The organism is Mesorhizobium sp., assembly GCF_965229135.1.
GTDB lineage: Bacteria > Pseudomonadota > Alphaproteobacteria > Rhizobiales > Rhizobiaceae > Mesorhizobium.
In genome coordinates this window covers 3,889,596-3,911,580 of sequence record NZ_OZ245860.1, presented here as the reverse complement: position 1 = coordinate 3,911,580, position 21,985 = coordinate 3,889,596, and the positions used below count along the sequence as shown (strand labels likewise).

Genomic DNA, 21,985 nt, shown 5'->3' with positions numbered 1-21,985 from the left:
AAGGGTCTATCACATCACCAAGCGGTGAAAAGGGGCGGTGTGATGACGCGGATCATCGCCACCCCTTCAAAAGCTCAAGCAACACCTCTTCATCGGGTTCCGCCGCGACGCGGATTTTTTCGCCGTCGGCCACATCCAGGGCGGTGGCGATGCGCTTGGAAAGCGCAAGAAAACGTGTCTTTTCAAAAAGCTCATGCAATGCCGGCCGGCGAGCCAGGGCCTGTATCGCTGCCGCCGCCTTGGCCGAGTAAAGCAGCGCCACGTCGACCGGCTGACCGGACAGATGCTCGACGACAGCCGCGTCCGTATAGGCCGGCGCGACCGTGTCATAGGTTTCGATCGGGTGGACCCCGACTCCCGCCGCCTTCAGCCGCGCCTCGAATACCGGAAACCGCACACGGCCGCACAGGTAGATGACCGCCTTTCCCGAAAGCCGGCTGGCAAGCATGTCGGCCAGCGCTTCGGCATTGCCCGGACCTTCGTCGACGTCCATAAACCCAGCCGCTCGCGCGGCCTCCGCCGTTCGCTTGCCGACGGCATGGCAGGGCAAGGCCGCCAACGCGGCCATGATTTCCTTGGGGGCATGGCGGATGGCATTGGCGCTGGTGACGACAACCGCGATGGCATTCTCGGGAACAAGCCCGGTTTCGACCGGCAGCGCCTCCGTCTTGGTCAAGGGCAGCAGCACCGGCTGAAAACCCATCTCCCGCAGTCGCCGTGCCGTGCTGGACGCGCCGGGTTCCGGTCTCGTCACCAGAACGCGGACCACAGTCAGGCCCAGCCGTCGAAAAAGTCTTCGCCGGCCTTCGCCCGCACCGCGCGCGCTGCTTCATCGCCGATGCGGGCCGCCTCTTGGGCGTGGCCCTCGGCCTTGATCTCGTGCGACTGCGTTCCGTCCGGCGAGATGATAAGCCCCGCGAAGGCAAGCCTGTCGCCCGTGATCATCGCATGGCCGGCGATGGGAGTGCGGCAGGAACCATCGAGCGCCGCCAGGAAGGCGCGTTCGCAGGCCAGCGCCTGCCCGGTCGGCACGTCGTGGATTGCGCCCAGCATCGTTTCCACCTCGCGGTCGCCGATGCGGCTTTCGATGCCGATGGCGCCCTGCCCCGGCGCTGGCGGAAAAATGTCGAGCGGCATCAGGTCGGTGGTCAGATGTTCGAGCCCCAGCCGCTTCAATCCGGCATAGGCCAGGATGGTGCCGGCGGCGATGCCCTCTTCCAGCTTGCGCAGGCGCGTCTGCACATTGCCGCGAAACATCACCACGTCGAGGTCCGGCCGCAGCCGCCGGATCAGCGCCTGCCGCCGCAGCGACGACGAACCGACGATGGCACGCTCCGGCAGATCGGCAATGCTGCGTGCCGCCTTGCCGATAAAGGCATCGCGCGCGTCCTCGCGCGGCAGGAAGGCCGACAGTTCCAGCCCGTCGGGCAATTTCGTCGGCATGTCCTTGGACGAGTGCACGGCAATATCGATGCGACGCGCCAGCAGCGCCTCCTCGATCTCCTTGGTGAACAGGCCCTTGCCGCCCGCTTCCGACAATGGGCGGTCCTGGATGCGGTCGCCGCTGGTCGTGATGACGACGATTTCGAAGGCGTTTTCAGGCATGCCGTGCGCGGCCATCAGCCGAGCCTGGGTTTCGCGCGCCTGTGCCAGTGCCAGCGGGCTGCCGCGTGTTCCTATTCTCAAGAATGTTTGCATGGCGCGCGGTCCGTGATAACCCCCGGCGAGCGAGGCCTTTCCGGTTTCTCCTACCGGGGAAAGCCCGGCTATACAATCATCGAGGACAGCGACCAATTGATCCGCGTTCTGGGCATCGAGACGAGTTGTGACGAGACCGCGGCCAGCGTCGTGGAGTTGGAGGGCGATGCCGCGCCCGAAATCCTGTCCAACATCGTGCTCAGCCAGATCGAGGAACACGCGGCATTCGGCGGCGTCGTGCCGGAGATCGCGGCGCGCGCCCATGTCGAGGCTCTGGACGGCATTGTCGAGGCGGCGCTCGCCGATTCGGGCATCGATCTCGCCGATATCGATGCGATTGCCGCGACCGCTGGGCCTGGTCTCGTCGGCGGCCTGATCGTCGGGCTGATGACGGCCAAGGCGATCGCCGCGGCCGCGAACAAACCGCTGATCGCGATCAACCATCTCGAGGGCCACGCGCTGACGGCAAGGCTGACCGATGGGCTGTCCTTTCCCTATCTGCTGCTCCTGGTCTCGGGCGGTCACACGCAGATCGTCGCGGTGCGCGGTGTCGGCGACTACCAGCGCTGGGCGACGACCATCGACGACGCGCTTGGCGAGGCCTTCGACAAGACGGCCAAGATGCTGGGCCTGCCCTATCCCGGCGGCCCCAATGTCGAGAAGGCGGCAGAGCGCGGCGACGCCAGGCGTTTCGCCTTCCCGCGCCCGATGAAGGGTTCGGCGCAGCCGGATTTCTCCTTCTCGGGACTGAAGACGGCCGTGCGCCAGGCCGCGACGGCGATCGCCCCGTTGAGCGGCCAGGACATCGCCGATATCTGCGCCTCGTTCCAGGCGGCGGTGGCCGATGCGCTGGGCGATCGCGTCTCGAGAGCGCTGACGCGTTTTCGCGAAACATTTCCTGATACGGCGAAGCCGGCTCTGGTCGTGGCCGGCGGCGTCGCCGCCAACAAGACGATCAAGGCGACGCTGGATACACTGTGCCGTGATAACGGCTTCACCTTTGTCGCGCCACCTTTGAAGCTTTGTACCGACAATGCCGCCATGATCGCCTGGGCCGGCATCGAGCGGCTGCGGGCGGGCCTCGCGGATGAGAACGGCAGTGATTTCGTGCCACGCTCGCGTTGGCCGCTGGACAGCATCTCGGCGCCGATGGTGGGCTCGGGCCGGCGCGGAGCGAAAGCATGAACGGCCGCGATTCGGCTGGATGGCGCGTTGCTGTCCTGGGCGGTGGCGCCTGGGGCACGGCGCTGGCGCTGGCCATGCTGCACGCCGGTCATTCGGTCCGGCTGTTCGCGCGCGACGAGGAAACCGTGGCGTCGATACGCCGGGGCGAAAACCCGCGCTACCTGCCCGGCATCGCCATCGAGCCTGGCATGGAGGCGACAAGCGACCTCGGGACGGCCCTCGACGGCGCTGACTGCGTGCTGGCGGTGACGCCGGCGCAGTCGCTGCGCGCGGTGCTGGCGGGCGCGAAGCCTCATATGCCAAGGGGCGTTCCGATCGTTCTTTGCGCCAAGGGCATCGAACGCGACACCGGCGCGCTGCTGTCGGCCATCGTCGAGGAGATCCTGCCGGAGAATCCGGTTGCCGCCCTGTCGGGCCCGAGCTTTGCCACCGACGTCGCCAAGGGCCTGCCGACGGCAGTGGTGGTTGCCGCCCGCGACAACGGCCTGGCCGCGAACCTTGCCGCCCGCTTCTCGGCCCAGAACCTGCGCTGCTATTCGAGCGACGACCTCATTGGGGTCGAGATCGGCGGCGCGCTGAAGAATGTCTTTGCCATTGCCGCCGGCGCGGTCTCGGGCGCGGGGCTCGGCGCCAGCGCCCAGGCGGCGATGGTGACGCGCGGCTTCGTCGAACTGCGCCGCATCGGCACGGCCTTCGGCGCCAGGCCTGAAACGCTGATGGGGCTTTCGGGTCTTGGCGACCTGATGTTGACCTGCTCGTCCGCGCAGTCGCGCAATTTCGCCTATGGGCTGGCGCTCGGACAGGGCAAGCCCCTGGCCGGGCTGCCGCTGGCCGAAGGCGTGCCGACCGCGTCGATCGCCGCCCGCATCGCCGCCGGGCGCGACATAGACGCGCCGATCATCGCCGCGGTATCGGCGATACTGGACGGCACCATCACGATAAGCCAAGCTGTGTCCACATTGATGACCCGGCCGCTGAAGACTGAAACCGACGCCTGAAGCACGATCCCGGATCAGCGGTCTGGATCGTGCTCCGCCTGAATATGGGAGTTTGAGAGAATGCTGTTTGCTTTGCTGTGCAAGGACAAGCCCGGAAGCCTGCAGGTGCGGCTCGACACGCGGCCCGAGCATGTCGCCTTTCTGGAAGGACTGAACGGCGAAAAGAAGCTCGCCTTCGCCGGTCCGTTCCTGGACGCCGACGGCAAGCCCAATGGCAGCCTGGTCGTCGTCGAGGCGCCCGACATGGCCGCTGCGAAGGCTCTGTCCGCGGCCGATCCTTATGCCAAGGCCGGACTGTTCGAGAGCGTCGATATCCGGCAGTGGAACTGGACCTTCAACAAGCCGGCGTAATGCCTCGTCACGCCGGCTTGACGCCTTGTCACGCCGGCGTGACGTTTGTTTAGCCGCTCGGGCGGCGGCGGTGACGCCCAGTGAATGACGACAGGACAACAATGATGAACTACTGGCTGTTCAAATCGGAGCCGTTCAAATTTTCCTTCGACATGCTGAAGGCGAAGGGCAAGGACGGCACGCAATGGGATGGCGTGCGCAACTATGCGGCGCGCAACAACATGAAGGCGATGCGGATCGGCGATCTCGGCTTCTTCTACCATTCCAACGAAGGGCTCAACATCGTCGGCATCGCCGAGGTCTGCGCGCTTGCCCATCATGACACCACCGCCGACGACCCGCGCTGGGAATGCGTCGATATCCACGCCGTCAAGGATGTGCCGACCCCGGTGACGCTGGAACAGGTCAAGGCCAATCCCAAGCTTGCCGATATGGCGCTGGTCCGCCTGGGGCGGCTTTCCGTGCAGCCGGTGACGCCGGCCGAGTGGAAGGAAGTCTGCCGCATGGGCGGCCTGACCCCCGCTCCGTGACCGTACTCACCCCGATCAGCGCGAAGAAATTCATCCTCGACAACACGGCGCTGATGGCGCCGCCGCATGTTCCGGAGATCCGACTGCATCTGGCCGACGAAGCCCATGATCTATGGCAACGCACGGAGGATGAACTCACCGAAATCGGGCTGCCACCGCCCTTCTGGGCGTTCGCCTGGGCCGGCGGACAGGGGCTTGCCCGCTATGTCATCGACCATCCCGCGACGGTGCGGGGAAAGCGCGTTCTCGATTTCGCGTCCGGCTCCGGTCTGGTCGCCATTGCCGCCGCCGGCGCTGGCGCCGCGGAGGTGACCGCCGCCGACATCGACCCGTTTTGCGAGACCGCGATACGCCTCAATGCCGAAGCCAATGCCGTCGGCATCGGATTTGACGGCACCGACCGCATCGGAACAGACGCCGGCTGGGACGTGATCCTGGCTGGTGATGTCTTCTATGACAAGTCCTTCGCCGATCTGCTCATGCCATGGTTCGCGACGCTGAAGGCACGCGGCGCCGAAATCCTCGTAGGCGATCCCGGCCGCTCCTACATGCCCAAGGCGGGCCTTGAGCCGCTGGCGGTCTATGAAGTGGCGGTGACGCGGGCGCTGGAGGATTCCCTCGTCAAGCGCACCACCGTCTGGCGCTTTGCTTGACGCCACCGCCGAACAGGCGTTCCATCGCGCACCCTTCGGGAGGGGGCATTCATGGATTTTTCAGCGGTAAACTGGGTGGCGGTGATTGTCGCCACGGTCGTGGCCTGGCTGTTCGGCGCGGCCTGGTACACGGCCCTGAGCAAGCCGTGGCTCAAGGCTGCAAAACTTGACCCGTCGACCATGAAGAAATCGGCGCTGCCCTACGTCGTCAGCTTCATCGCCGAACTGGTGATGGCAGGCATCATGGCCCTGGTCGTCGGTGCCATGACGGGCGGTGAGCCGACCTTCGTCCCGGGCCTCGTCTTCGGCCTTGTCCTCTGGCTGGGGTTCGTGATCACCACGCTGTCCGTCAACCATCGCTACGGGGGGTTCGGCTGGGAGCTGACCATCATCGATGGCGGCCACTGGCTCGGCGTGCTGCTGATCATGGGCGCGGTGATCGGCTGGTTCGGAGCGGCTGCAAGCTAGATAGCGGCGTCGGTCCGCGTCTTGGCGACTTCCTCGAGGATCCACTCGCGGAAAGCCACGATGCGCGGGTCGTTCGCCTCGGTCTTGGGATAGACCAGGAAATAGGCGAACTCCGCCGCGACCTTGATGCCGAGTTGAAAAGGCCGGACGAGACGGCCCTCCGAAAGGTCGTTCGCCACCATGGCAAAATCGGCGAGCGCCACCGCATTGCCGTCGAGTGCGGCCTGGACCGCGTCGGTGGAGGTTCCGAATACGACGGTGCGGCTGTCGTCGAAATCGTCGATGCCGGCCGCCGCCATCCACATGCGCCAGTTGGGCCACGTTACGCCCTGCCGGGCCCATTCGATGTGGGCAAGCGTATGGTGGAACAGGTCGCGCGGCTCGTTGAGCGGCGGCCCGGACGCCAGCAGGCTGGGGCTGCATACCGGAATGATGATGTTGTCGAACAGGCGATGTGCGCAAAGACCCGGATACTTGCCGGCGCCGAAGCGGATGCCGACATCGACGTCGTCGAGATCGAAATCCCGCAATCCATAGGCGATATCGAACCGCAGCTCGATGCCCGGCTTCTGCTTGCGAAAATCCTCGACACGCCGCATCAGCCATTTTGCCGCGAACTGGGCGTCCAGCGTCACTTTGAGGAATGCCGTGCCGCGCGTCATCTTGTGCGCCCGCGAGACGGCCCGGCCAAGCAGGTCGAGCGCCTCGGTCGAAGCCTCGAACAGCACAGCGCCGGCTTCCGTCAGCCGGATCGTCCGGCTGGTGCGGGTGAACAGCACGATGCCGAGCTGATCCTCGATTTCCTTGATCTGGTGGCTGACGGCGGCGGGGGTCAAGCCGAGCTCGTCCGCGGCGCGCGTGAAATTGAGATGCCTGGCCGCTGCTTCCAGCGTCCGCAGGGCACGGGTTCCCGGCAACAGACGCGCCATCAGAACTGGCTCGAACCAAGGGAGATCACTGTGCCTCTATCTTCAAAGGAAACTTGATGATCGAGCAAGAACTACTCGTTTCCCGTTTGAATTTCAATCGATCATGATGAGGCAATCGAACCACTATCAAACCGGATTTGATATCCGGATGAAACGGAAGTTACCATGGCACACATCGCTCTGCGGCTTGGAAATGTCCAGCCGAACCGCCTGAACGCGGTGTTTGAGTGGCTTCGGCAGGCAAAGGTTGCCGCCAGCCTTCCACGACAGGATGTCGAGGATCTGTCGGACAGCCAGTTGCGCGATATCGGCGCCCGTAGGCAGGACGTCTCGCGCGCCCTTGACCGGGAAATCGGTCGCCTGGGCCTGCTCGACATCGGCTGGCAGCGGCCTCGGAGGTAAGGGGCAGTAGGGAATAGGCATTGGAGAGAGAATCCTACTGCCTACTGCCTACTGCCTACTGCCTACTGCCTACCTCACGACCTTCACCACCGTCCGATCCGACAGCAGCGGCAGCAGCCGCGCCATGGTGCGCGCGCTCACCGCGACGCAGCCTTGCGTCGGCGTGAAGCCCTGCCGCGCCAGATGGAAGAAGATGGCGCTCCCGCGCCCGCGTCGGCGCGGCGAGATGTTCCAGTCGAGCACAAGGCAGACATCATAAAGTGGGTCGTCGCGCAGCATCCGTTCGTGGCTGGCGCCATAGGGGATTTTCACCGGACGGTTGTAGTTGCGGTCCTCGGGCACCTCGCACCAGCCGAGTTCGGGACCGATAGGCGACATCCCCAGGCGGGTTCTACGCCCCCCAGGGAAATGATCGCCCCGAAAATATCCTGACAGGATCCGCATCGCCGCAAGCGGCGTCGCGCCATCGCCTTCACGCTTGTCGGCCGAAATGCCGCCATGCCCGAGCGCGCATGGAAACACCAGCCCGCCGGCCTGCAGGAACCCCTGCGTGGGGTGGCCGGGACGGGCCCGCACGGTAAGCAAACGCAGTCCTTTTCGCAAAATTGCGCCGGCTGCATTGCGATCGTGTTTTTTCTTGTATGATCGTGCCACGGAACAAATCACTGTGATCGGCTATTGTGTCGGCCAGCTTCCGCATAAATACGCAGCGGTCAACTGAATTTACTTTTCAAAACAACGGATTGATCCATGACTTCACGCACCATTCTGATCGTCGACGACGATGACGACCTGCGCGGCACCCTCGTCGAGCAATTGTCCCTCTACGAGGAATTCGATGTCTTGCAGGAATCAACCGCGGCAAAAGGCGTCACCGCGGCGCGCGGCGGCCTCATCGACCTGTTGATCATGGATGTCGGCTTGCCCGACATGGATGGCCGCGAGGCGGTGAAGATACTGCGCAAGGGCGGCTACAAGGCGCCCATCATCATGCTGACCGGTCACGACACCGATTCGGACACCATCCTCGGCCTCGAGGCCGGCGCCAACGACTATGTGACGAAGCCGTTCCGCTTCGCGGTCTTGCTGGCGCGCATCCGCGCGCAGCTGCGCCAGCACGAGCAAAGCGAGGACGCGACCTTTTCGGTTGGCCCCTACACCTTCAAGCCGAGCCAGAAGCTGCTGCTCGACGCGCGCGGCGGCAAGGTGCGGCTGACGGAAAAGGAGGCCTCGATCATCAAGTACCTCTACCGCGCCGATCAGAAGGTGGTGACGCGCGACGTGCTGCTCGAGGAAGTCTGGGGCTACAATTCGGGCGTGACCACGCACACGCTGGAAACCCATGTCTACCGCTTGCGCCAGAAGATCGAACGCGATCCTTCCAATGCGGAAATTCTTGTGACAGAAAGCGGCGGCTACAAGCTGGTTCCTTAAACATTTCATTATCCAATGGGCGGCCGGGCGGGGACGCTTTTCGGGTACGATCCTGGTGCTGGGGCGGCTTGGATCGAACTCGTAGAGGAGGAGTCGGACTGTCGGTTCGGGGACATAGTTAGATGGCGCTGGATGACGATATCCGCATCCTGTCCGCCGTGGGGCTCTTCCAGGGTTTCACGCAGGAACAGCTGCGCCTGCTCGCCTTCGGCGCCGAGACAACCCTGCTTCAGGCCGACCGCAAGCTTTACCGTGAGGATGACGAAGCCGATTCAGCCTATGTCGTCGTCAGTGGTCTCATCGTCCTCTACCGCGAGCACAATGGCGAGCGCATCCCGGTCGGCACCGTCGGTCCCGGCGCGATGCTGAGCGAACTGGCATTGATCGCCGACACCAGGCGGCTGACCAGCGCTTCGGCCGCGAACGATTCGGAAGTGATCCGGCTCAGCAGGAAGATGTTCCGCCGCATCCTGGAGGAATATCCCGAGATTGCGGCCCAACTGCACCAGCGCATCTCCGAGGACTTCCAGGCGATGATCCGCCGCATCGAGGAACTGGCGCCGCGGTTTAGTTAGGGCAGTAGGGAAAACCAACCGCGCCGACACGTATGCCTTGCCCTAGTCCAGGTTGAACCGCGCGATCACCGGCACGTGGTCCGAAGGGCGATCCCAGCCGCGTGCGAGGCGCAGGATCTCATAGCCTGCAAAGCTCGGCACCAGGTTTGGCGAAGACCAGACATGGTCGAGCCGCCGGCCGCGGTTCGACGCTTCCCAGTCCTGCGCCCGATAGCTCCACCAGGTGTAGAGCTTCTCTTCGGGCGGCACGTTCAGCCGCATCAGGTCGACCCAGTTTCCGGCCAGGCGCATCGCCTCGAAGTTTTCGGTCTCGACCGGCGTGTGGCTGACAACGTTGAGCAGTTGCTTGTGCGACCAGACATCGTGCTCCAGCGGCGCGATGTTGAGGTCGCCGACCAGGATCGAGCCGGACACCTCATCATGTTCGGCGCGGATGGCATTCATCTCGGCGACGAAGTCGAGCTTGTGCTTGAACTTCCTGTTGATGACCGGGTCCGGCTCGTCGCCGCCTGCCGGGACGTAGAAATTATGCACCAGGATCGTCTTGTCGCCGGCTTGCACCGTGACCGACAAATGCCGGCTGTCCTCGATCTCGCAGAAGCGGCGCTTTTCGACGATTTCGATCGGCCTGCGCGCCACTGTCGCCACGCCGTGGTAGCCCTTCTGGCCATGGAAGGCGATGTGCTCATAGCCAAGCTTTCGGAAGGCCTTTTCGGGAAACAGTTCGTCGGGAACCTTGGTCTCCTGCAGGCAGAGCACGTCCGGCGCCTGCTCGATGATCAGGCGCTCGACGATGGGCATCCGCAGGCGAACGGAATTGATGTTCCAGGTGGCGATGGAAAAGGGCATGGGCGGAATCCGAAGTGGCGCGGCACCCGTCAGGCCGATGGCCTGGGAGGGGCGCGACGCCTTTGAGAGGCTGGCCCGGGAAACTGCCAGCCACACGCGGCAAAGACAAGCTACGCCGCGCCGTTGACGGCGCCCCATGCCCGAAAGGAGGCGCGAAGGCAGCACTTTCCACAACTATCGCGCGGACGCCATGCATGTCGCACAAGGCGACTTCGGCCGTGGACAGCGACGGGCAGGGGACAGTGGGCCAGGCGCCTGATTGGGCGCCTGGCCCAGGCGGCGGCTTACCGGTTGGAGCCTTTGGTGTTGAGCTCGCGGTTGGCGGCGTAGTCGATGGCGAAGGTGTCGGCGGCGAAGCTCACGCCTTCCTTGACGTTGAAGATCATCACCGTCGTGTCCTTGCCCTGCGCGTCGGTGATGGTCCACTGGCGCAGTTCATAGGATTTCGGATCGAACATCATGGTGATCCTCGAATTGCCGAAGACATTCTTGTCCGCAAGCTGGATCGTGGTCAGGTCGTTCTCTTCCTTGACGCTTTTGACGCGGTCGCCGGAGAGGTCGATCCGGTCCTCGAGCAGCAGCTTCAGCGGCGTCTTCGACAAGGGATAGAGGTCGGACGTGTTCAGTTTCTTGTTGAGGATGACCACCGACGTGCCGTCCGAGATCACCCTGAAATTCGAGGCCCCGTCATAGTTGAAGCGAATCTTGCCTGGCCGCTCCAGGAAGAACTTGCCGCCGGTCTGCTCACCCTTGGGGCCGAACTGAACGAACTCGCCGCTCATCGTCTTGACCGAAGAGAAATGGTCCGCGATCTTCTGGGCCGCCGCGGGCACCGCGGCTTGCGCCGACGCCAGCAACTGGAAGCCCGGCACAACGTTAAGCGCGGCGGCGCCCGCTACCATCACGCCGAGGCCAAGCAGCCTGCGGCGGGTCGGGGTGAAATCGCCTGTGGCGGGAAGGTCGTTTTTCATGCCGGTCACTTTCGTCTGGTTCGTAAGGCGGGTCGGTGCATGAGCCCCCACTAGGGCTGAAGTTTGGCAGCCACGCGACAGCCTGTTCCTAGCAACGCACGGAATAGGCCAAAGTTTCCGTTTTCCGCGCGCTCCTATACCCCGTGGGCCTCGTCAGAACTTGTCCTCTTCCGTCGGCACCAGGATTTCGCGCTTTCCCGCATGATTGGCCGGCCCGACAATGCCTTCCTTTTCCATCTTCTCGATGATCGAGGCGGCCCGGTTATAGCCAATGCCGAGGCGGCGCTGGATGTAGCTGGTCGAAGCCTTGCCGTCGCGCAGCACGACGGAAACCGCCTGGTCGTAGGGATCGTCGGAATCCTCGAAATTGCCGCCGCCACCGCCGCCGGAGCCGGCCTTGCCCGACGGCTCGTCCTCGTCCTCGCCATCATCCTCGGTGATGGCGTCGAGATATTCGGGCACGCCCTGGAGCTTGAGATGGGCGACGATCTTCTCCACCTCCTCGTCGGACACGAAGGGGCCGTGCACGCGCTGGATGCGGCCGCCGCCGGCCATATAGAGCATGTCGCCCATGCCGAGCAGCTGCTCGGCGCCCTGCTCGCCCAGGATGGTGCGGCTGTCGATCTTCGACGTCACCTGGAAGGAGATGCGGGTCGGGAAATTGGCCTTGATCGTGCCGGTGATGACGTCGACCGACGGGCGTTGCGTCGCCATGATGACATGGATGCCGGCCGCGCGCGCCATCTGCGCCAGGCGCTGCACCGCGCCCTCGATGTCCTTGCCGGCGACCATCATCAGGTCGGCCATTTCGTCGATGATGACGACGATGTAGGGCATCGGCTCGAGATCGAGGTCCTCGGTCTCGTAGATCGCCTCGCCGGTCTGCCGGTCGAAGCCGGTCTGCACGGTGCGCGAGATCTTCTCGCCCTTCTTGTCCGCCTGGCTGACGCGCGCATTGAAGCCGTCGATGTTGCGCACGCCGACCTTCGACATCTTGCGGTATCGGTCCTCCATCTCGCGCACGGTCCATTTCAGCGCCACCACCGCCTTCTTCGGATCGGTGACGACCGGAGTCAGAAGATGGGGGATGCCGTCATAGACCGAGAGTTCGAGCATTTTCGGGTCGATCATGATCAGGCGGCACTCTTCCGGCCTCAGCCTGTAGAGCAGCGACAGGATCATGGTGTTGATGGCGACCGACTTGCCCGAACCGGTGGTGCCGGCGACCAGCACGTGCGGCATCTTGGCGATGTCGACGATGACGGCCTCGCCATTGATGGTCTTGCCGAGCGCCAGCGCCAGCTTGGCCTTGGTCGTTTCGAAATCGCGGCTGGCCAGGATTTCCCTGAGATACACTGTCTCGCGCTTGGCGTTGGGCAGTTCGATGCCGATGGCGTTGCGGCCGGGCACGACCGCGACACGGCAGGCGATGGCGCTCATCGAGCGGGCAATATCGTCGGACAGGCCGATCACCCGCGACGATTTGATCCCGGGCGCCGGCTCCAGCTCATAGAGGGTGACGACCGGACCCGGGCGGACGGCGATGATCTCGCCCTTGACGCCGAAATCCTCCAGCACGCCTTCGAGCAGGCGGGCATTCTGTTCCAGCGCGTCCTTGGACAGGCTGGCATCGCGCACGACATTCTTCGGTTCGGACAGGAAATGCAGCGATGGCATCTCGAACGTCTCGGAGCCGATCAGCGACGTCTGCGCTTCGCGCTGGACGCGGGCGCCAGGAGCTGGCCGGGGCGCGGGCGCCTCGACGCGCGTCGCGGCATCCGAGCGGAACTGCTGGACCTTCGCGGTGGGCGCGGCGCGGCGCGGGCTGGGCTCGGGCGCGAAATCGTCGTCGTCCTCGCCATCGAAGACATCGGAATCGTCGGGATCGATCGAAGCGCTGCGGTCGTTGACCATGGCGGCGAAGAATTCCGGCTCGACGCGGGCGCGGCCATCCGCGCTCATTCGCGATTCGGCGAACTCCGCCGATTCGACCCGTTCGGCGGCGCGGCGCCAGGCGCTGGGCCGCGCCTCCATCTGGGGCTCGAGCCCGTCTTCCTCCATGCGGCGCGCGGCACGCCGGCGCAGATAGGCACGCAGCGACAACCACCAATGGGTAACCGCGCCAAGCGCCAGCATACCCCCATTGTCGTCATCCTCGTCACGTTCGAACAGCACCTCGTCCTGGTCGCGGGGGTCGGCGGCTTCAGGCTGCTCGAGGACCGCGAAGCCGTTCTTGCGCGCAATCAGCGCCGCACCATAGGCAAACAGCCATACGGTGGGCGACGCGAGGAGCACCGCAATGATGCTGGCAATGATGCCTGTCGGGTAGCCGCCGATGGCGAGGCCGGGGATCTTGAGCACCATGTCGCCGAACACGCCGCCAAGGCCGGTCGGCAACGGCCAGGTCTTGGGCGGCACCACGCAGCCGGCGATCGCGGCGGCAAGCAACGCGAAGCCGAACCAGCCGAACCCACGCTTCGGCAGCTTGTCGACGCCCCGGGCGGTGAACAGCAGGAACCCCCAGACCACCGCCGGAACCAGGGCCGCGACGGCGGCCAGGCCGAAGAACTGCATGGCGAGATCGGAGAAAACCGCGCCCGGATAGCCCATCGCGTTGGTGACGATATTGGCCGTGGCGTGGGAGAAACTTGGGTCGGCGACATTCCAGGTGGCGAGGCTTGCCACTCCGAAGGCGACAAACGCGAACAACGCAGCGCCGACCAGCCGACCGACCTGGCGCCGGGCGAATGCCTGGATGCCGTGCCCCGTATCGGTCAGCGCGAGCGGTGCTGAAGCCCCTGAACGCATGCTCTTCCCCGTCAGTGATTGCCTGGCCAGGGCGCATGACGCACCCCGGCAGATTCGGACGTCAGACTAAGCGCGTGAAGGTTAAGGGCGCATTAACTATAAGGCCGCCGATAGCTGTCCCCGCGGCACGGAGATTTCGCGGACCCGGCGCCTCATGAAAATGGCGGGCACCGCGGCCCGCCATCCGTTCATGTGGCTGAGGCGTGTTACTTGCTGGCACCGCCAAGGGCTCGCACATTGGCGCAGAACTCGGCATGAGGCTTGCTCATCGCCGCGTCGTTGCATTCCTTCATCATGGCGTCCTGCTTCTCCTTCGGCATGGCCATGAAGGCCGTCTTGAACTCTTCCATCGGCTTCATGGTTTTCATGCCGGAATCGGTGAAGAACGGCGCCATGTTGTCAGGTTCGTCGAGAGCGCCGGCAAATGCCACGCCGCCGACCATGGAAAGAGCGAGCGCTCCCAGACAGATATTCTTGATGTTCATGGTGTGGTTCCTTCCCTGTTGTTTGAACGAGCGCCGAACGACGATCGCCCTCACAGTTCGGAACCGATGCCGCCGATGTTTCACAGCGCCGCCCGATGAAATGACTTATCAAGCGAACGTGATCGGACGCGCGTTGCCGGCACTGCCCCCGGCAAAAAAGAGGCCCGGACAGGTCCGGGCCTCAATGCGTGAGCACCTTTCGGGAGCGTCACGACGGGATTACTGGGCAATTCCAGGGGTGTTTCCAGGAATTGCGTCGATTGACAAGGGACCGGCGGGAGGAGGGTTCCGCCGGCCCCTTGGCGAAGGAGGCCTTATGGCACCACTTCGCCATGCTGGCTGATGTCGAGGCCTTCGACTTCTTCCTGCGTCGTCGGGCGCAGGCCGACCAGGGCCTTGACGATGTAGAGGATCACGAAGGTCGCGATCGCCGTCCACAGGATGGTGAAGACGATACCGTAGAGCTGGATGGCGACCGAGCCGCCCTTGCCGGCCGGGTTGATCAGCGGATCGGCGAGGGCGCCGGTGAGCAGGGCACCGACGATACCGCCGACGCCATGCACGCCGAACGCATCGAGCGAGTCGTCATAGCCGAAGATGTGCTTCACCTTGACCGCCGAGATGTAGCAGATGACGCCCGCAAGGATGCCGATGATGAAGGCGCCGGTCGGGTTGACGAAGCCGGAAGCAGGCGTCACGGCGACCAGGCCCGCGACGGCACCGGAAATGATGCCCAGCACCGAAGGCTTCTTGGCGATGATCCATTCCGCGAACATCCAGGCCAGCGCCGCGGCAGCGGTGGCGACCTGCGTGTTCAGCATGGCGGCGCCCGCAAGGCCGTCGGCCGCCAGTTCCGAACCGGCGTTGAAGCCGAACCAGCCGACCCACAGCAGCGAAGCGCCGATGACCGAGTAGACGAGGTTATGTGGCGCCATGTTGGTGGTGCCGTAGCCTTCACGCTTTCCGAGAACCAGCGCGCAGACCAGGCCGGCAACACCGGCGTTGATGTGGACGACCGTGCCGCCCGCGAAGTCGAGAACGCCTGCCGAGCCGAGGAAGCCGCCGCCCCATACCCAGTGCGCGATCGGCGCGTAGACGACCAGCAGCCACAGCGCCATGAAGATCAGCAGCGCCGAGAATTTCATGCGTTCGGCGAAGGCGCCGGCGATGAGGGCGGGCGTGATGATGGCGAATGTCATCTGGAACATCGAGAAGACGAATTCAGGGATGTTCGAGACCCCGGGCGCCCACAGCGTCGAGACCGTGATGCCGTGGTGGAAGAATTTCGAGAAGCCGCCGAGATAGTTGTTCCAGCTGCCGCCGTCGGAAAACGCGAGCGAATAGCCGAACATGAACCACAGCACCGTCACCAGACAGGTGATGGCAAAGCTTTGCATGACCGTGGCGAGCACGTTCTTCTTGCGCACCATGCCGCCGTAGAACAGCGCAAGGCCCGGAATGGTCATCATCAGCACGAGGGCCGTCGAGGTCAGCATCCAGGCGGTGTTGCCGCTGTCAAGGACAGGCGTCGGCGTGGCGGCCGCGGGAGCAGCAGCGGTCGCTGCCGGAGCCACCGTCTGCGCGAACGCGGCGACCGTGCCCAATGCTGCGAGAGCAAGCGAGCCCAGAAGGGCCGCCCGTCCCGTCGTCTTCAAGGTGGAAGGAATATTCATTGAACTCTCCATTGGAATACGTTTTCGCCGCTCAAAGCGCGTCGGTGTCTGTTTCGCCGGTGCGGATGCGCACCGCCTGGTCGATGCCGAAAACGAAGATCTTGCCGTCGCCGATCTGACCGGTCTTCGCCGCCGCGGTGATCGCTTCGACGGCCTTGTCGACCAGGTCCACGCTGACGGCGACTTCGATCTTGATCTTCGGCAGGAAACTGACCGCGTACTCCGCCCCGCGATAGATTTCCGTATGCCCCTTCTGACGCCCGTAGCCTTTGACTTCGGTGACGGTCAGGCCCTGTATGCCGACGGCGGTGAGCGCTTCGCGCACCTCGTCGAGCTTGAACGGCTTGATGATTGCCATCACGATTTTCATAAGGTTTCACCCTTTGCTGTTGCGGTCCCCCGCGTTTGCACGACTTCACCGAGTCCAATGAGAGCCGGAGAGTGCACACGAGGATTCAAGCTCCGTGCCAGTTGCCGAAGCAGGGTGTTAACCTGTTGTAAACAATGGGAATGGCCCTGCTGGCGCCACCACTTGCAGGCAAGCACGGCACAGCATCAGCCTAAAAATTAGGCAGTTTTTTTGAAATGCTTATTTTGCAGGCTTGTACTGCGGGGCCCTGCGTTATGCCCGCTAGCGCCGCAGCCGGATCAGCCCTTCCTGGGCAACCGAGGCGATCAGCGTTCCGTCGCGGGCATAGAGCGTGCCACGGCTGAAACCGCGAGAGCCGGAGCTCGACGGGCTGTCCTGGACATAGAGCAGCCAGCCGTCGAGCCTGTGCGGCCTGTGGAACCACATCGAGTGGTCGATGCTCGCCGCCTGGATGTCGGGGTCGAAAAGACCGCGACCGTGCGCGAAGGTCGAGGTGTCGAGCAGCGTCATGTCGGAAAGATAGGCAAGCAGAACGGATTGCAGCGCGCGATCGTCTGGAACCAGCCCGGCGAGCCGGATCCAGACATTCTGCCGGGGCGGCAGCTTGTCGCGGCTCTCATAGTGTTCGAGATTGACCGGCCTCAGTTCCAGCGGCCGCTCCCGCGCCCAGAAGCGGCGGATGGCCTCCGGCACGTGCTCGGCCTTCTCGAGCAGCTGCCGCTGTGTCTGCAGCCCTTCCGGCGGCGGCACGCCATCGGGCAGGGTGAATTGGTGTTCGAGACCCTTTTCGTCGACCTGGAACGATGCCTCGAGCGAGAAGATCGCCTGTCCATGCTGGATCGCCAGCACCCGGCGCGTGGTGAAGGAGCCGCCGTCTCGGATGCGGTCGACCTCGTAGATGATCGGCACCTTGATATCGCCGGGCCGCATGAAGTAGCCATGCAGCGAATGGACGTAACGGTCGGGCTCGACCGTGCGCTGCGCCGCTACCAGCGCCTGGGCGATCGTCTGGCCGCCGAACACGCGCTGCCATTCGACCTGGGGGCTGCGACCACGATACAGATTGTGTTCCAGCTTCTCGAGGTCGAGAATATCGAGAAGCTCGTCGATGGCAGCCGTCATGTTTCGTAACCTCGCCGCAAGATGCTATGGCGGGTTTCCGACACGAAGGACGGGCCGTCAAGGGTGCATTACCCGCTCGGCGCGAAGGGATTGACGATGATGGAACGCAAGACGGACGCAAAGACCCTCGACGTTCTGGTCGCCGGCGCAGGCTATGTCGGCCTTGCCGCCGCCGTGTCCCTTAAACAGGCGCGCCCCGGCCTTGGCATTGCCTTGGTCGACGCCGCGCCCGCCGGCGCCTGGCAGAAGGACGGCCGCGCCTCGGCCATCGCCGCCGCCGCCTGCCGCATGCTCGATCAGCTCGGCGTCTGGGCCGAAATCAGCTCGGAAGCCCAGGCGATCACCGAAATGATCGTGACCGATTCGCGCACCTCCGATCCGGTGCGTCCGGCCTTCCTGACCTTCGATGGCGAGGTCGCGCCCGGCGAGCCTTTTGCGCATATGGTGGCCAACAGAGTATTGAACGGCGCCTTGCGCCGCCGCGCGCAAGAACTCGGCATCGACATCATCGAAGGCATGGCGGTGCAGGGTTTCGAGACCAATGGCGCCGGCATCACCGTGCATCTCGCCGACGGTGCGACGCTGAAGGCACGGCTGCTGGTCGCCGCCGACGGCGTCAATTCGAAGCTGCGCGACATGGCCGGCATCAAGACCGTTAAGTGGGAATACGGCCAGTCCGGCATCGTCTGCACCGTCGCGCACGAGCGCCCGCACAATGGCCGCGCCGAAGAGCATTTTCTGCCGGCCGGCCCCTTCGCCACGCTGCCGCTGAAGCCGGACAAGGACGGCACCAACCGCTCGTCGATCGTCTGGGTCGAGCGAGCGGAAGACGCCGAAAGGCTGGTTGCGGGTGACGATCTGGTCTTCGAGCACGAACTCGAGCAACGCTTCGGCTTGAAGCTTGGCGAGATCCGCGTCGCCGATACGCCGCGCGCCTGGCCGCTCGGCCTGACCCTGGCGCGCGCCTTCGTCGCGCCGCGCATCGCCTTGGCCGGCGATGCCGCGCATGGCATTCATCCGATTGCCGGCCAGGGCCTCAATCTCGGCTTCAAGGATGTGGCGGCACTGGCCGAAGTGATTGTCGAAGCAGACCGGCTCGGCCAGGATATCGGCGCGCTCGATGTGCTGGAGCGTTACCAGCAATGGCGGCGCTTCGACACCGTGCAGATGGGCGTCACCACCGATGTCCTGAACCGGCTGTTTTCCAACGACATCGCCCCGTTGCGCGCCGTCCGCGACATCGGACTCGGCCTGGTCGAGCGCATGCCGAAGTTGAAGGCGTTCTTCATCCGCCAGGCGTCCGGGCTTTCCGGCGGAACGCCGCGCCTGCTGAAGGGCGAGGCGATCTGACCCGACCGCGTCGGGTCCGTCAGGACTCCGGTATGTCGTAGATCGCCCGCACCTCGATCGACCCCATTTCAGCCAGCGGGATTCCGGCGGCGATCTCCAACGCTTCGTCGAGACTTGCAGCCTCGACCATGACGAAGCCGAGCAGCTGCTCCTTGGTCTCGGCGAAGGGGCCATCGGTCACCAGCTTCTTGCCGTTGCGCCGTCGCACCAGCTTTGACGTCCGCACCGACCGCAGCGCCTGGGCGACAATCAGATGGCCGCTTGCCTGCAACACCCTGTCATAGGCCAGGGAGTCCGCGTTGAGCTTGGCTCCAGCCTCCGCGGTGAGCGCATGAAGCTGCTGTTCTTCGCCGTAAACCAGGCAGATATATTGCATTGTCTATCTCCTATTCTGGACTGGATCATAGGCTGAGGCGACGGAGGTGTCAGGCTTGCCATGATCGATCGAGGCGGCCTGGTCGAGCAACGCGACCATGACCGCGATGATCGCGAATGCCGCCACCAAGCGGCCGGGGCCGGCCGACGGCTGGTGCCACCAGTCGGCGCTCCCGGCATTGCGGCCGGGTCTTCCCCAGCAGGCAAAAAACAGCATGTCCATGTGACGCTCCATCCAGCCACGTTGCCGTTGGCCAGCCACGCTTGCGGTTGGCCAGCCACGCTTGTCGTGGCTCCCGCAGGACGGGCGAGACGGGCCCGAGTCGACATTTTGGCGCGGGGATATTTTTGTCCGGGCAACATCATCGCGCCCCCCGGGTGGCCTTCGTGCCGGCGCGCGCTATAGTTTCACCGGATGCCGAGCAATGGGCTCACTCACGACAACCAAGGAGAGATTCATGGACCGCACCGCAAACGCCGTCTGGAAGGGCAATCTGACGGAGGGAAAAGGCACGCTCGATACCCAGAGCGGAGCGCTGAAGGCAGCACCCTACTCGTTCAAGATGCGCTTCGAGGATGAAAGCGGCAAATCCGGCACCAACCCGGAAGAGCTGATCGCCGCGGCACATGCCGGCTGCTACGCCATGCAGCTTTCGCATTTCCTCGCCGAGAATGGGACCCCAGCCGCCGAACTCAACGCCAAGGCGGTGGTTACGCTGGTCCCCGGAACCGGCATTACAGGCAGCGCCCTGACGCTGACCGGCAAGGTGCCGGGCATCGACGCCGCCAAATTCAAGGAACTGGCCGAAAAGGCCAAGGCCGAATGTCCAATTTCCAAGGCACTCGGCGCCATCAAGGTTTCGCTCGACGCCAAGCTCGTCTGACAAGCCGCTCAACCACGGACGAACGCCGGTCTTCGGGCCGGCGTTTTGTCGTTTGCCCTCACCAAGCCCCGCCCTTGGCAGCGCCAGGCCGCCCGGAAATGTCGATGCAGGGCCGTTCTGACCGCCTTTGGGGCCGTCTTGTCCAAGCCTCCCCTCTTTGCCGCACCTAGTTTGCGGCGCGCTTCCAAAGCCGGAGCGCCACCGAGGAGGTTCGATGTTTCATCTGCAATTGTTCAAGACGCTGTCGGCGCTTGCCTCGGCGGGCTTCAATCCGCGTGTCTACCTGCTGTCGATCGCACTGGGCAAGACGACCGCCGATCGCCGCGATATGAAGAAGCCGCCGCGCGCCGGGGAGCATCAACCCTGAGAACCAATCGGACTGGCTGACCCTCTGCGTTCAGATGCTGGTCATCGCATCGATGCGGGCGCGCAGCGTTGCAATCTCTTCCTCGAGAGCCCGCACGCGGGCTTCGAGATCTGAAGCTGGCGAGGCCGAGTAGACCGGTAGGGCGGCCTGCTGCACCTGCGGCTGCCCGCTCAGCAGATGGACATAGCGTTCCTCGCGCTGCCCGGGCGCGCGCTCGAGCAGTTGAACCAGCGGCGGCCTGCGGCTGGTCAAAAGGTCGAGTTCGGTGCGCACACCGTCGATCGAGGAAAATTTGGCCATCCGCTCGGCCCGCGCCAGCAATTCATACGCCGTCTGGGGACCGCGCAGCAACAACAGCCCGACCAGCGCGATCTGCGGCGAGGTCATCGAGAAGCGCTGGGCCACGGTATGTTCGTAGCGCTCGACACGCGATCCGAAGACCTGCCTGACCAGGCCTTTCTGTTCGAGTTGGCTGAATGCTCGTCCAACCTCCGGAATCTCCAACGCCATCACCGGCTCGCGCGCCGTCTTCTGGTTGGCCGCGGCATGCGCGGCGTTGAGCGTCAGCGGATAGACGTCCGGCGTCAGCTCCTTCTTCTCGATCAGGCAGCCGAGCACACGTGCTTCGATGGCGGAGAGAAGAGGAAGATCATCACTCATTGGATTACCCTGAAAAAAGCTCTGCCTCGCGGCGATAGAACGCCGTCGCCAGCTGACGATTGCGCGACTGCCGGTCCTCATCCCTGACCAGATCAGCCAGATTCATTTCGTGGTGACCATAGCGCCCTTCCAGATAGCCGGCGATATCCGCGGGGATAAGACCGGACCCCAACTCCCGCGTCCGGCTTTTCTGGTCGATCAGGTGCCGGATCTGGTCCCGGGCGCCGGCTGGCATCTCTATCTCGCCAAGACAATCGACAAGGTTCATGGGAGGAAGTGCCGCGAATCCATGCTGCTCCATCCAGTCCAGCGCCACCAGCGGGCGGATGAGATAGAACAGCTTCTTCAACTTGACCTCGCCAGAGAAACTGCCGGTCTTGGCGACATGCGATCGCGCCAGACCGAGATAGTGGCGCGATACTCTTGCCGGATCAACGATATCGGCCAGGAGATCGAGAAGGCGCCGCCGAAATCCGGCGACCTCCTCATAGACGATCGCCGATTTTGCCCATTCGACGATAACGGCGTTTCCGCCGAGCGCCAGAAGCAAAGCCTTGCGCAAATCCCAGCCGCCGGCGTCGATATCGCCTTCTATGGGGAACTCGATGACATCGCGCGGCTGCTCCAGCACGAGATGATCGGAGACGGATCGAATATAGACGAAACGACAGTCATAATCGCTGTCGGGAGAGGGAAATCCCCAGGCACGGCTGCCGCTTTCGATGGCAAACAGGATCGCCACGCCCTGGGTTCGCGCCAAGTCGAGGCGTGCGCGGATCGCCGCGACGGCCTCCGGCGAAAAATCAACAGGTAGCGGCGATGTCATCCAATGCCTATAGCCGTGGCTG

General features: G+C 64.1%; 27 protein-coding genes. 11 read left to right on the top strand and 16 right to left on the bottom strand.

The features are described from left to right. Positions 1 to 52: 52 nt before the first annotated feature. Positions 53 to 769, bottom strand: a complete 717-nt coding sequence (locus ACO07C_RS18605) for a uroporphyrinogen-III synthase (RefSeq protein WP_421915619.1) — start codon at positions 767 to 769, stop codon at positions 53 to 55. Between the two features lie 2 nt (positions 770 to 771). Continuing rightward, the gene (gene hemC, locus ACO07C_RS18600; protein ID WP_421915617.1) at positions 772 to 1,698 is read right to left on the bottom strand and encodes a hydroxymethylbilane synthase; all 927 of its coding nucleotides are present in this window, start codon (positions 1,696 to 1,698) and stop codon (positions 772 to 774) included. Positions 1,699 to 1,797: 99 nt separating this feature from the next. Between hemC and tsaD the strand changes: the two genes are divergently transcribed. From tsaD to ACO07C_RS18570, 6 genes are all read left to right on the top strand, one after another. Continuing rightward, positions 1,798 to 2,883 (top strand): tRNA (adenosine(37)-N6)-threonylcarbamoyltransferase complex transferase subunit TsaD, encoded by a 1,086-nt coding sequence (gene tsaD, locus ACO07C_RS18595; RefSeq protein ID WP_421917564.1) that lies wholly within the window; start codon positions 1,798 to 1,800, stop codon positions 2,881 to 2,883. Then, a complete protein-coding gene (locus tag ACO07C_RS18590; RefSeq protein ID WP_421915615.1) occupies positions 2,880 to 3,881 on the top strand; it encodes an NAD(P)H-dependent glycerol-3-phosphate dehydrogenase in 1,002 nt (333 codons plus the stop codon). Before tsaD ends, ACO07C_RS18590 begins: the two co-directional genes overlap by 4 nt. A gap of 60 nt (positions 3,882 to 3,941) precedes the next feature. Further along, entirely contained in the window at positions 3,942 to 4,232 is a 291-nt protein-coding gene (locus ACO07C_RS18585) for a YciI-like protein (RefSeq protein WP_421915614.1), read from the top strand. Between the two features lie 104 nt (positions 4,233 to 4,336). Continuing rightward, a complete protein-coding gene (locus ACO07C_RS18580; protein ID WP_421915613.1) occupies positions 4,337 to 4,762 on the top strand; it encodes an EVE domain-containing protein in 426 nt (141 codons plus the stop codon). Beyond that, a complete protein-coding gene (locus tag ACO07C_RS18575) occupies positions 4,759 to 5,415 on the top strand; it encodes a class I SAM-dependent methyltransferase (protein WP_421915612.1) in 657 nt (218 codons plus the stop codon). The genes ACO07C_RS18580 and ACO07C_RS18575 overlap by 4 nt, the downstream gene beginning before the upstream one ends. A gap of 51 nt (positions 5,416 to 5,466) precedes the next feature. After that, a complete protein-coding gene (locus ACO07C_RS18570) occupies positions 5,467 to 5,883 on the top strand; it encodes a DUF1761 domain-containing protein (RefSeq protein ID WP_421915611.1) in 417 nt (138 codons plus the stop codon). Here ACO07C_RS18570 and gcvA read toward each other — a convergent pair. The 3 genes from gcvA to ACO07C_RS18555 form a co-directional block, all read right to left on the bottom strand. Continuing rightward, positions 5,880 to 6,812 (bottom strand): transcriptional regulator GcvA, encoded by a 933-nt coding sequence (gene gcvA, locus ACO07C_RS18565; protein WP_421915610.1) that lies wholly within the window; start codon positions 6,810 to 6,812, stop codon positions 5,880 to 5,882. The genes ACO07C_RS18570 and gcvA overlap by 4 nt on opposite strands. A gap of 126 nt (positions 6,813 to 6,938) precedes the next feature. After that, a complete protein-coding gene (locus tag ACO07C_RS18560; RefSeq protein ID WP_421915609.1) occupies positions 6,939 to 7,235 on the bottom strand; it encodes a hypothetical protein in 297 nt (98 codons plus the stop codon). 48 nt (positions 7,236 to 7,283) lie between these two features. Next, positions 7,284 to 7,820: a L,D-transpeptidase family protein gene (locus tag ACO07C_RS18555; protein ID WP_421917563.1), complete on the bottom strand. Its 537-nt coding sequence runs from the start codon at positions 7,818 to 7,820 to the stop codon at positions 7,284 to 7,286. A 144-nt stretch (positions 7,821 to 7,964) separates the two neighbouring features. On the opposite strand from ACO07C_RS18555, the gene ACO07C_RS18550 reads away from it, so the two are divergent. Together ACO07C_RS18550 and ACO07C_RS18545 are read left to right on the top strand one after the other, a co-directional pair. Continuing rightward, positions 7,965 to 8,648, top strand: a complete 684-nt coding sequence (locus ACO07C_RS18550; protein ID WP_421915608.1) for a response regulator transcription factor — start codon at positions 7,965 to 7,967, stop codon at positions 8,646 to 8,648. Positions 8,649 to 8,770: 122 nt separating this feature from the next. Further along, on the top strand, positions 8,771 to 9,223 hold the full coding sequence (locus tag ACO07C_RS18545) for a cyclic nucleotide-binding domain-containing protein (protein ID WP_421915607.1): 453 nt from the start codon (positions 8,771 to 8,773) through the stop codon (positions 9,221 to 9,223). A 42-nt stretch (positions 9,224 to 9,265) separates the two neighbouring features. Here ACO07C_RS18545 and ACO07C_RS18540 read toward each other — a convergent pair whose 3' ends face one another. The 7 genes from ACO07C_RS18540 to tesB form a co-directional block, all read right to left on the bottom strand. Continuing rightward, on the bottom strand, positions 9,266 to 10,072 hold the full coding sequence (locus ACO07C_RS18540; protein ID WP_421915605.1) for an exodeoxyribonuclease III: 807 nt from the start codon (positions 10,070 to 10,072) through the stop codon (positions 9,266 to 9,268). Between the two features lie 284 nt (positions 10,073 to 10,356). Continuing rightward, positions 10,357 to 11,043, bottom strand: coding sequence for an outer membrane lipoprotein carrier protein LolA (locus ACO07C_RS18535; RefSeq protein ID WP_421915603.1), 687 nt, complete (start codon positions 11,041 to 11,043; stop codon positions 10,357 to 10,359). A 153-nt stretch (positions 11,044 to 11,196) separates the two neighbouring features. Beyond that, the gene (locus ACO07C_RS18530) at positions 11,197 to 13,851 is read right to left on the bottom strand and encodes a DNA translocase FtsK (RefSeq protein WP_421915602.1); all 2,655 of its coding nucleotides are present in this window, start codon (positions 13,849 to 13,851) and stop codon (positions 11,197 to 11,199) included. 206 nt (positions 13,852 to 14,057) lie between these two features. After that, the gene (locus ACO07C_RS18525; RefSeq protein ID WP_421915601.1) at positions 14,058 to 14,336 is read right to left on the bottom strand and encodes a hypothetical protein; all 279 of its coding nucleotides are present in this window, start codon (positions 14,334 to 14,336) and stop codon (positions 14,058 to 14,060) included. A 314-nt stretch (positions 14,337 to 14,650) separates the two neighbouring features. Next, positions 14,651 to 16,009: an ammonium transporter gene (locus ACO07C_RS18520; RefSeq protein ID WP_421915600.1), complete on the bottom strand. Its 1,359-nt coding sequence runs from the start codon at positions 16,007 to 16,009 to the stop codon at positions 14,651 to 14,653. Between the two features lie 31 nt (positions 16,010 to 16,040). Further along, positions 16,041 to 16,379: a P-II family nitrogen regulator gene (locus tag ACO07C_RS18515; protein WP_421915599.1), complete on the bottom strand. Its 339-nt coding sequence runs from the start codon at positions 16,377 to 16,379 to the stop codon at positions 16,041 to 16,043. 261 nt (positions 16,380 to 16,640) lie between these two features. After that, complete coding sequence (gene tesB, locus ACO07C_RS18510) at positions 16,641 to 17,501, bottom strand: acyl-CoA thioesterase II (protein ID WP_421915598.1); 861 nt, start codon at positions 17,499 to 17,501, stop codon at positions 16,641 to 16,643. Positions 17,502 to 17,600: 99 nt separating this feature from the next. Here tesB and ACO07C_RS18505 point away from each other — a divergent pair, with 99 nt between their 5' ends. Beyond that, entirely contained in the window at positions 17,601 to 18,851 is a 1,251-nt protein-coding gene (locus ACO07C_RS18505; protein ID WP_421915597.1) for a ubiquinone biosynthesis hydroxylase, read from the top strand. A gap of 19 nt (positions 18,852 to 18,870) precedes the next feature. Here the strand turns inward: ACO07C_RS18505 and ACO07C_RS18500 are convergent, their stop codons facing one another. Together ACO07C_RS18500 and ACO07C_RS18495 are read right to left on the bottom strand one after the other, a co-directional pair. After that, a complete protein-coding gene (locus tag ACO07C_RS18500) occupies positions 18,871 to 19,227 on the bottom strand; it encodes a YciI family protein (protein WP_421915596.1) in 357 nt (118 codons plus the stop codon). A gap of 3 nt (positions 19,228 to 19,230) precedes the next feature. Next, positions 19,231 to 19,449 (bottom strand): hypothetical protein, encoded by a 219-nt coding sequence (locus ACO07C_RS18495; protein ID WP_421915595.1) that lies wholly within the window; start codon positions 19,447 to 19,449, stop codon positions 19,231 to 19,233. 235 nt (positions 19,450 to 19,684) lie between these two features. On the opposite strand from ACO07C_RS18495, the gene ACO07C_RS18490 reads away from it, so the two are divergent. Further along, positions 19,685 to 20,110 (top strand): OsmC family protein, encoded by a 426-nt coding sequence (locus ACO07C_RS18490; protein WP_421915594.1) that lies wholly within the window; start codon positions 19,685 to 19,687, stop codon positions 20,108 to 20,110. A gap of 214 nt (positions 20,111 to 20,324) precedes the next feature. Beyond that, the gene (locus ACO07C_RS18485) at positions 20,325 to 20,477 is read left to right on the top strand and encodes a hypothetical protein (protein ID WP_421915593.1); all 153 of its coding nucleotides are present in this window, start codon (positions 20,325 to 20,327) and stop codon (positions 20,475 to 20,477) included. Between the two features lie 30 nt (positions 20,478 to 20,507). Here ACO07C_RS18485 and ACO07C_RS18480 read toward each other — a convergent pair whose 3' ends face one another. Both ACO07C_RS18480 and ACO07C_RS18475 read right to left on the bottom strand, forming a co-directional pair. Beyond that, positions 20,508 to 21,137 carry a YceH family protein gene (locus tag ACO07C_RS18480; protein WP_421915592.1) on the bottom strand — a complete coding sequence of 210 codons (630 nt, stop codon included), beginning with the start codon at positions 21,135 to 21,137 and terminating at the stop codon, positions 20,508 to 20,510. Between the two features lie 4 nt (positions 21,138 to 21,141). Next, entirely contained in the window at positions 21,142 to 21,963 is an 822-nt protein-coding gene (locus tag ACO07C_RS18475) for a DNA polymerase beta superfamily protein (RefSeq protein WP_421915591.1), read from the bottom strand. Between the last annotated feature and the right edge of the window lie 22 nt (positions 21,964 to 21,985).

Excerpts from the sequence above, each read along its gene's own strand:
- ACO07C_RS18485 (WP_421915593.1), top strand. The coding sequence starts at position 20,325 with ATGTTTCATCTGCAATTGTTCAAGACGCTGTCGGCGCTTGCCTCGGCG.
- ACO07C_RS18505 (WP_421915597.1), top strand. The coding sequence starts at position 17,601 with ATGGAACGCAAGACGGACGCAAAGACCCTCGACGTTCTGGTCGCCGGC.
- ACO07C_RS18590 (WP_421915615.1), top strand. The coding sequence starts at position 2,880 with ATGAACGGCCGCGATTCGGCTGGATGGCGCGTTGCTGTCCTGGGCGGT.
- ACO07C_RS18545 (WP_421915607.1), top strand. The coding sequence starts at position 8,771 with ATGGCGCTGGATGACGATATCCGCATCCTGTCCGCCGTGGGGCTCTTC.
- ACO07C_RS18570 (WP_421915611.1), top strand. The coding sequence starts at position 5,467 with ATGGATTTTTCAGCGGTAAACTGGGTGGCGGTGATTGTCGCCACGGTC.
- ACO07C_RS18535 (WP_421915603.1), bottom strand. The coding sequence starts at position 11,043 with ATGAAAAACGACCTTCCCGCCACAGGCGATTTCACCCCGACCCGCCGC.
- ACO07C_RS18495 (WP_421915595.1), bottom strand. The coding sequence starts at position 19,449 with ATGGACATGCTGTTTTTTGCCTGCTGGGGAAGACCCGGCCGCAATGCC.
- ACO07C_RS18475 (WP_421915591.1), bottom strand. The coding sequence starts at position 21,963 with ATGACATCGCCGCTACCTGTTGATTTTTCGCCGGAGGCCGTCGCGGCG.
- ACO07C_RS18530 (WP_421915602.1), bottom strand. The coding sequence starts at position 13,851 with ATGCGTTCAGGGGCTTCAGCACCGCTCGCGCTGACCGATACGGGGCAC.
- ACO07C_RS18540 (WP_421915605.1), bottom strand. The coding sequence starts at position 10,072 with ATGCCCTTTTCCATCGCCACCTGGAACATCAATTCCGTTCGCCTGCGG.
- ACO07C_RS18525 (WP_421915601.1), bottom strand. The coding sequence starts at position 14,336 with ATGAACATCAAGAATATCTGTCTGGGAGCGCTCGCTCTTTCCATGGTC.
- tesB (WP_421915598.1), bottom strand. The coding sequence starts at position 17,501 with ATGACGGCTGCCATCGACGAGCTTCTCGATATTCTCGACCTCGAGAAG.
- ACO07C_RS18515 (WP_421915599.1), bottom strand. The coding sequence starts at position 16,379 with ATGAAAATCGTGATGGCAATCATCAAGCCGTTCAAGCTCGACGAGGTG.
- ACO07C_RS18520 (WP_421915600.1), bottom strand. The coding sequence starts at position 16,009 with ATGAATATTCCTTCCACCTTGAAGACGACGGGACGGGCGGCCCTTCTG.
- ACO07C_RS18480 (WP_421915592.1), bottom strand. The coding sequence starts at position 21,137 with ATGAGTGATGATCTTCCTCTTCTCTCCGCCATCGAAGCACGTGTGCTC.
- ACO07C_RS18500 (WP_421915596.1), bottom strand. The coding sequence starts at position 19,227 with ATGCAATATATCTGCCTGGTTTACGGCGAAGAACAGCAGCTTCATGCG.
- ACO07C_RS18490 (WP_421915594.1), top strand. The coding sequence starts at position 19,685 with ATGGACCGCACCGCAAACGCCGTCTGGAAGGGCAATCTGACGGAGGGA.
- gcvA (WP_421915610.1), bottom strand. The coding sequence starts at position 6,812 with ATGGCGCGTCTGTTGCCGGGAACCCGTGCCCTGCGGACGCTGGAAGCA.
- ACO07C_RS18585 (WP_421915614.1), top strand. The coding sequence starts at position 3,942 with ATGCTGTTTGCTTTGCTGTGCAAGGACAAGCCCGGAAGCCTGCAGGTG.
- ACO07C_RS18550 (WP_421915608.1), top strand. The coding sequence starts at position 7,965 with ATGACTTCACGCACCATTCTGATCGTCGACGACGATGACGACCTGCGC.
- ACO07C_RS18580 (WP_421915613.1), top strand. The coding sequence starts at position 4,337 with ATGAACTACTGGCTGTTCAAATCGGAGCCGTTCAAATTTTCCTTCGAC.
- hemC (WP_421915617.1), bottom strand. The coding sequence starts at position 1,698 with ATGCAAACATTCTTGAGAATAGGAACACGCGGCAGCCCGCTGGCACTG.
- ACO07C_RS18560 (WP_421915609.1), bottom strand. The coding sequence starts at position 7,235 with ATGCCTATTCCCTACTGCCCCTTACCTCCGAGGCCGCTGCCAGCCGAT.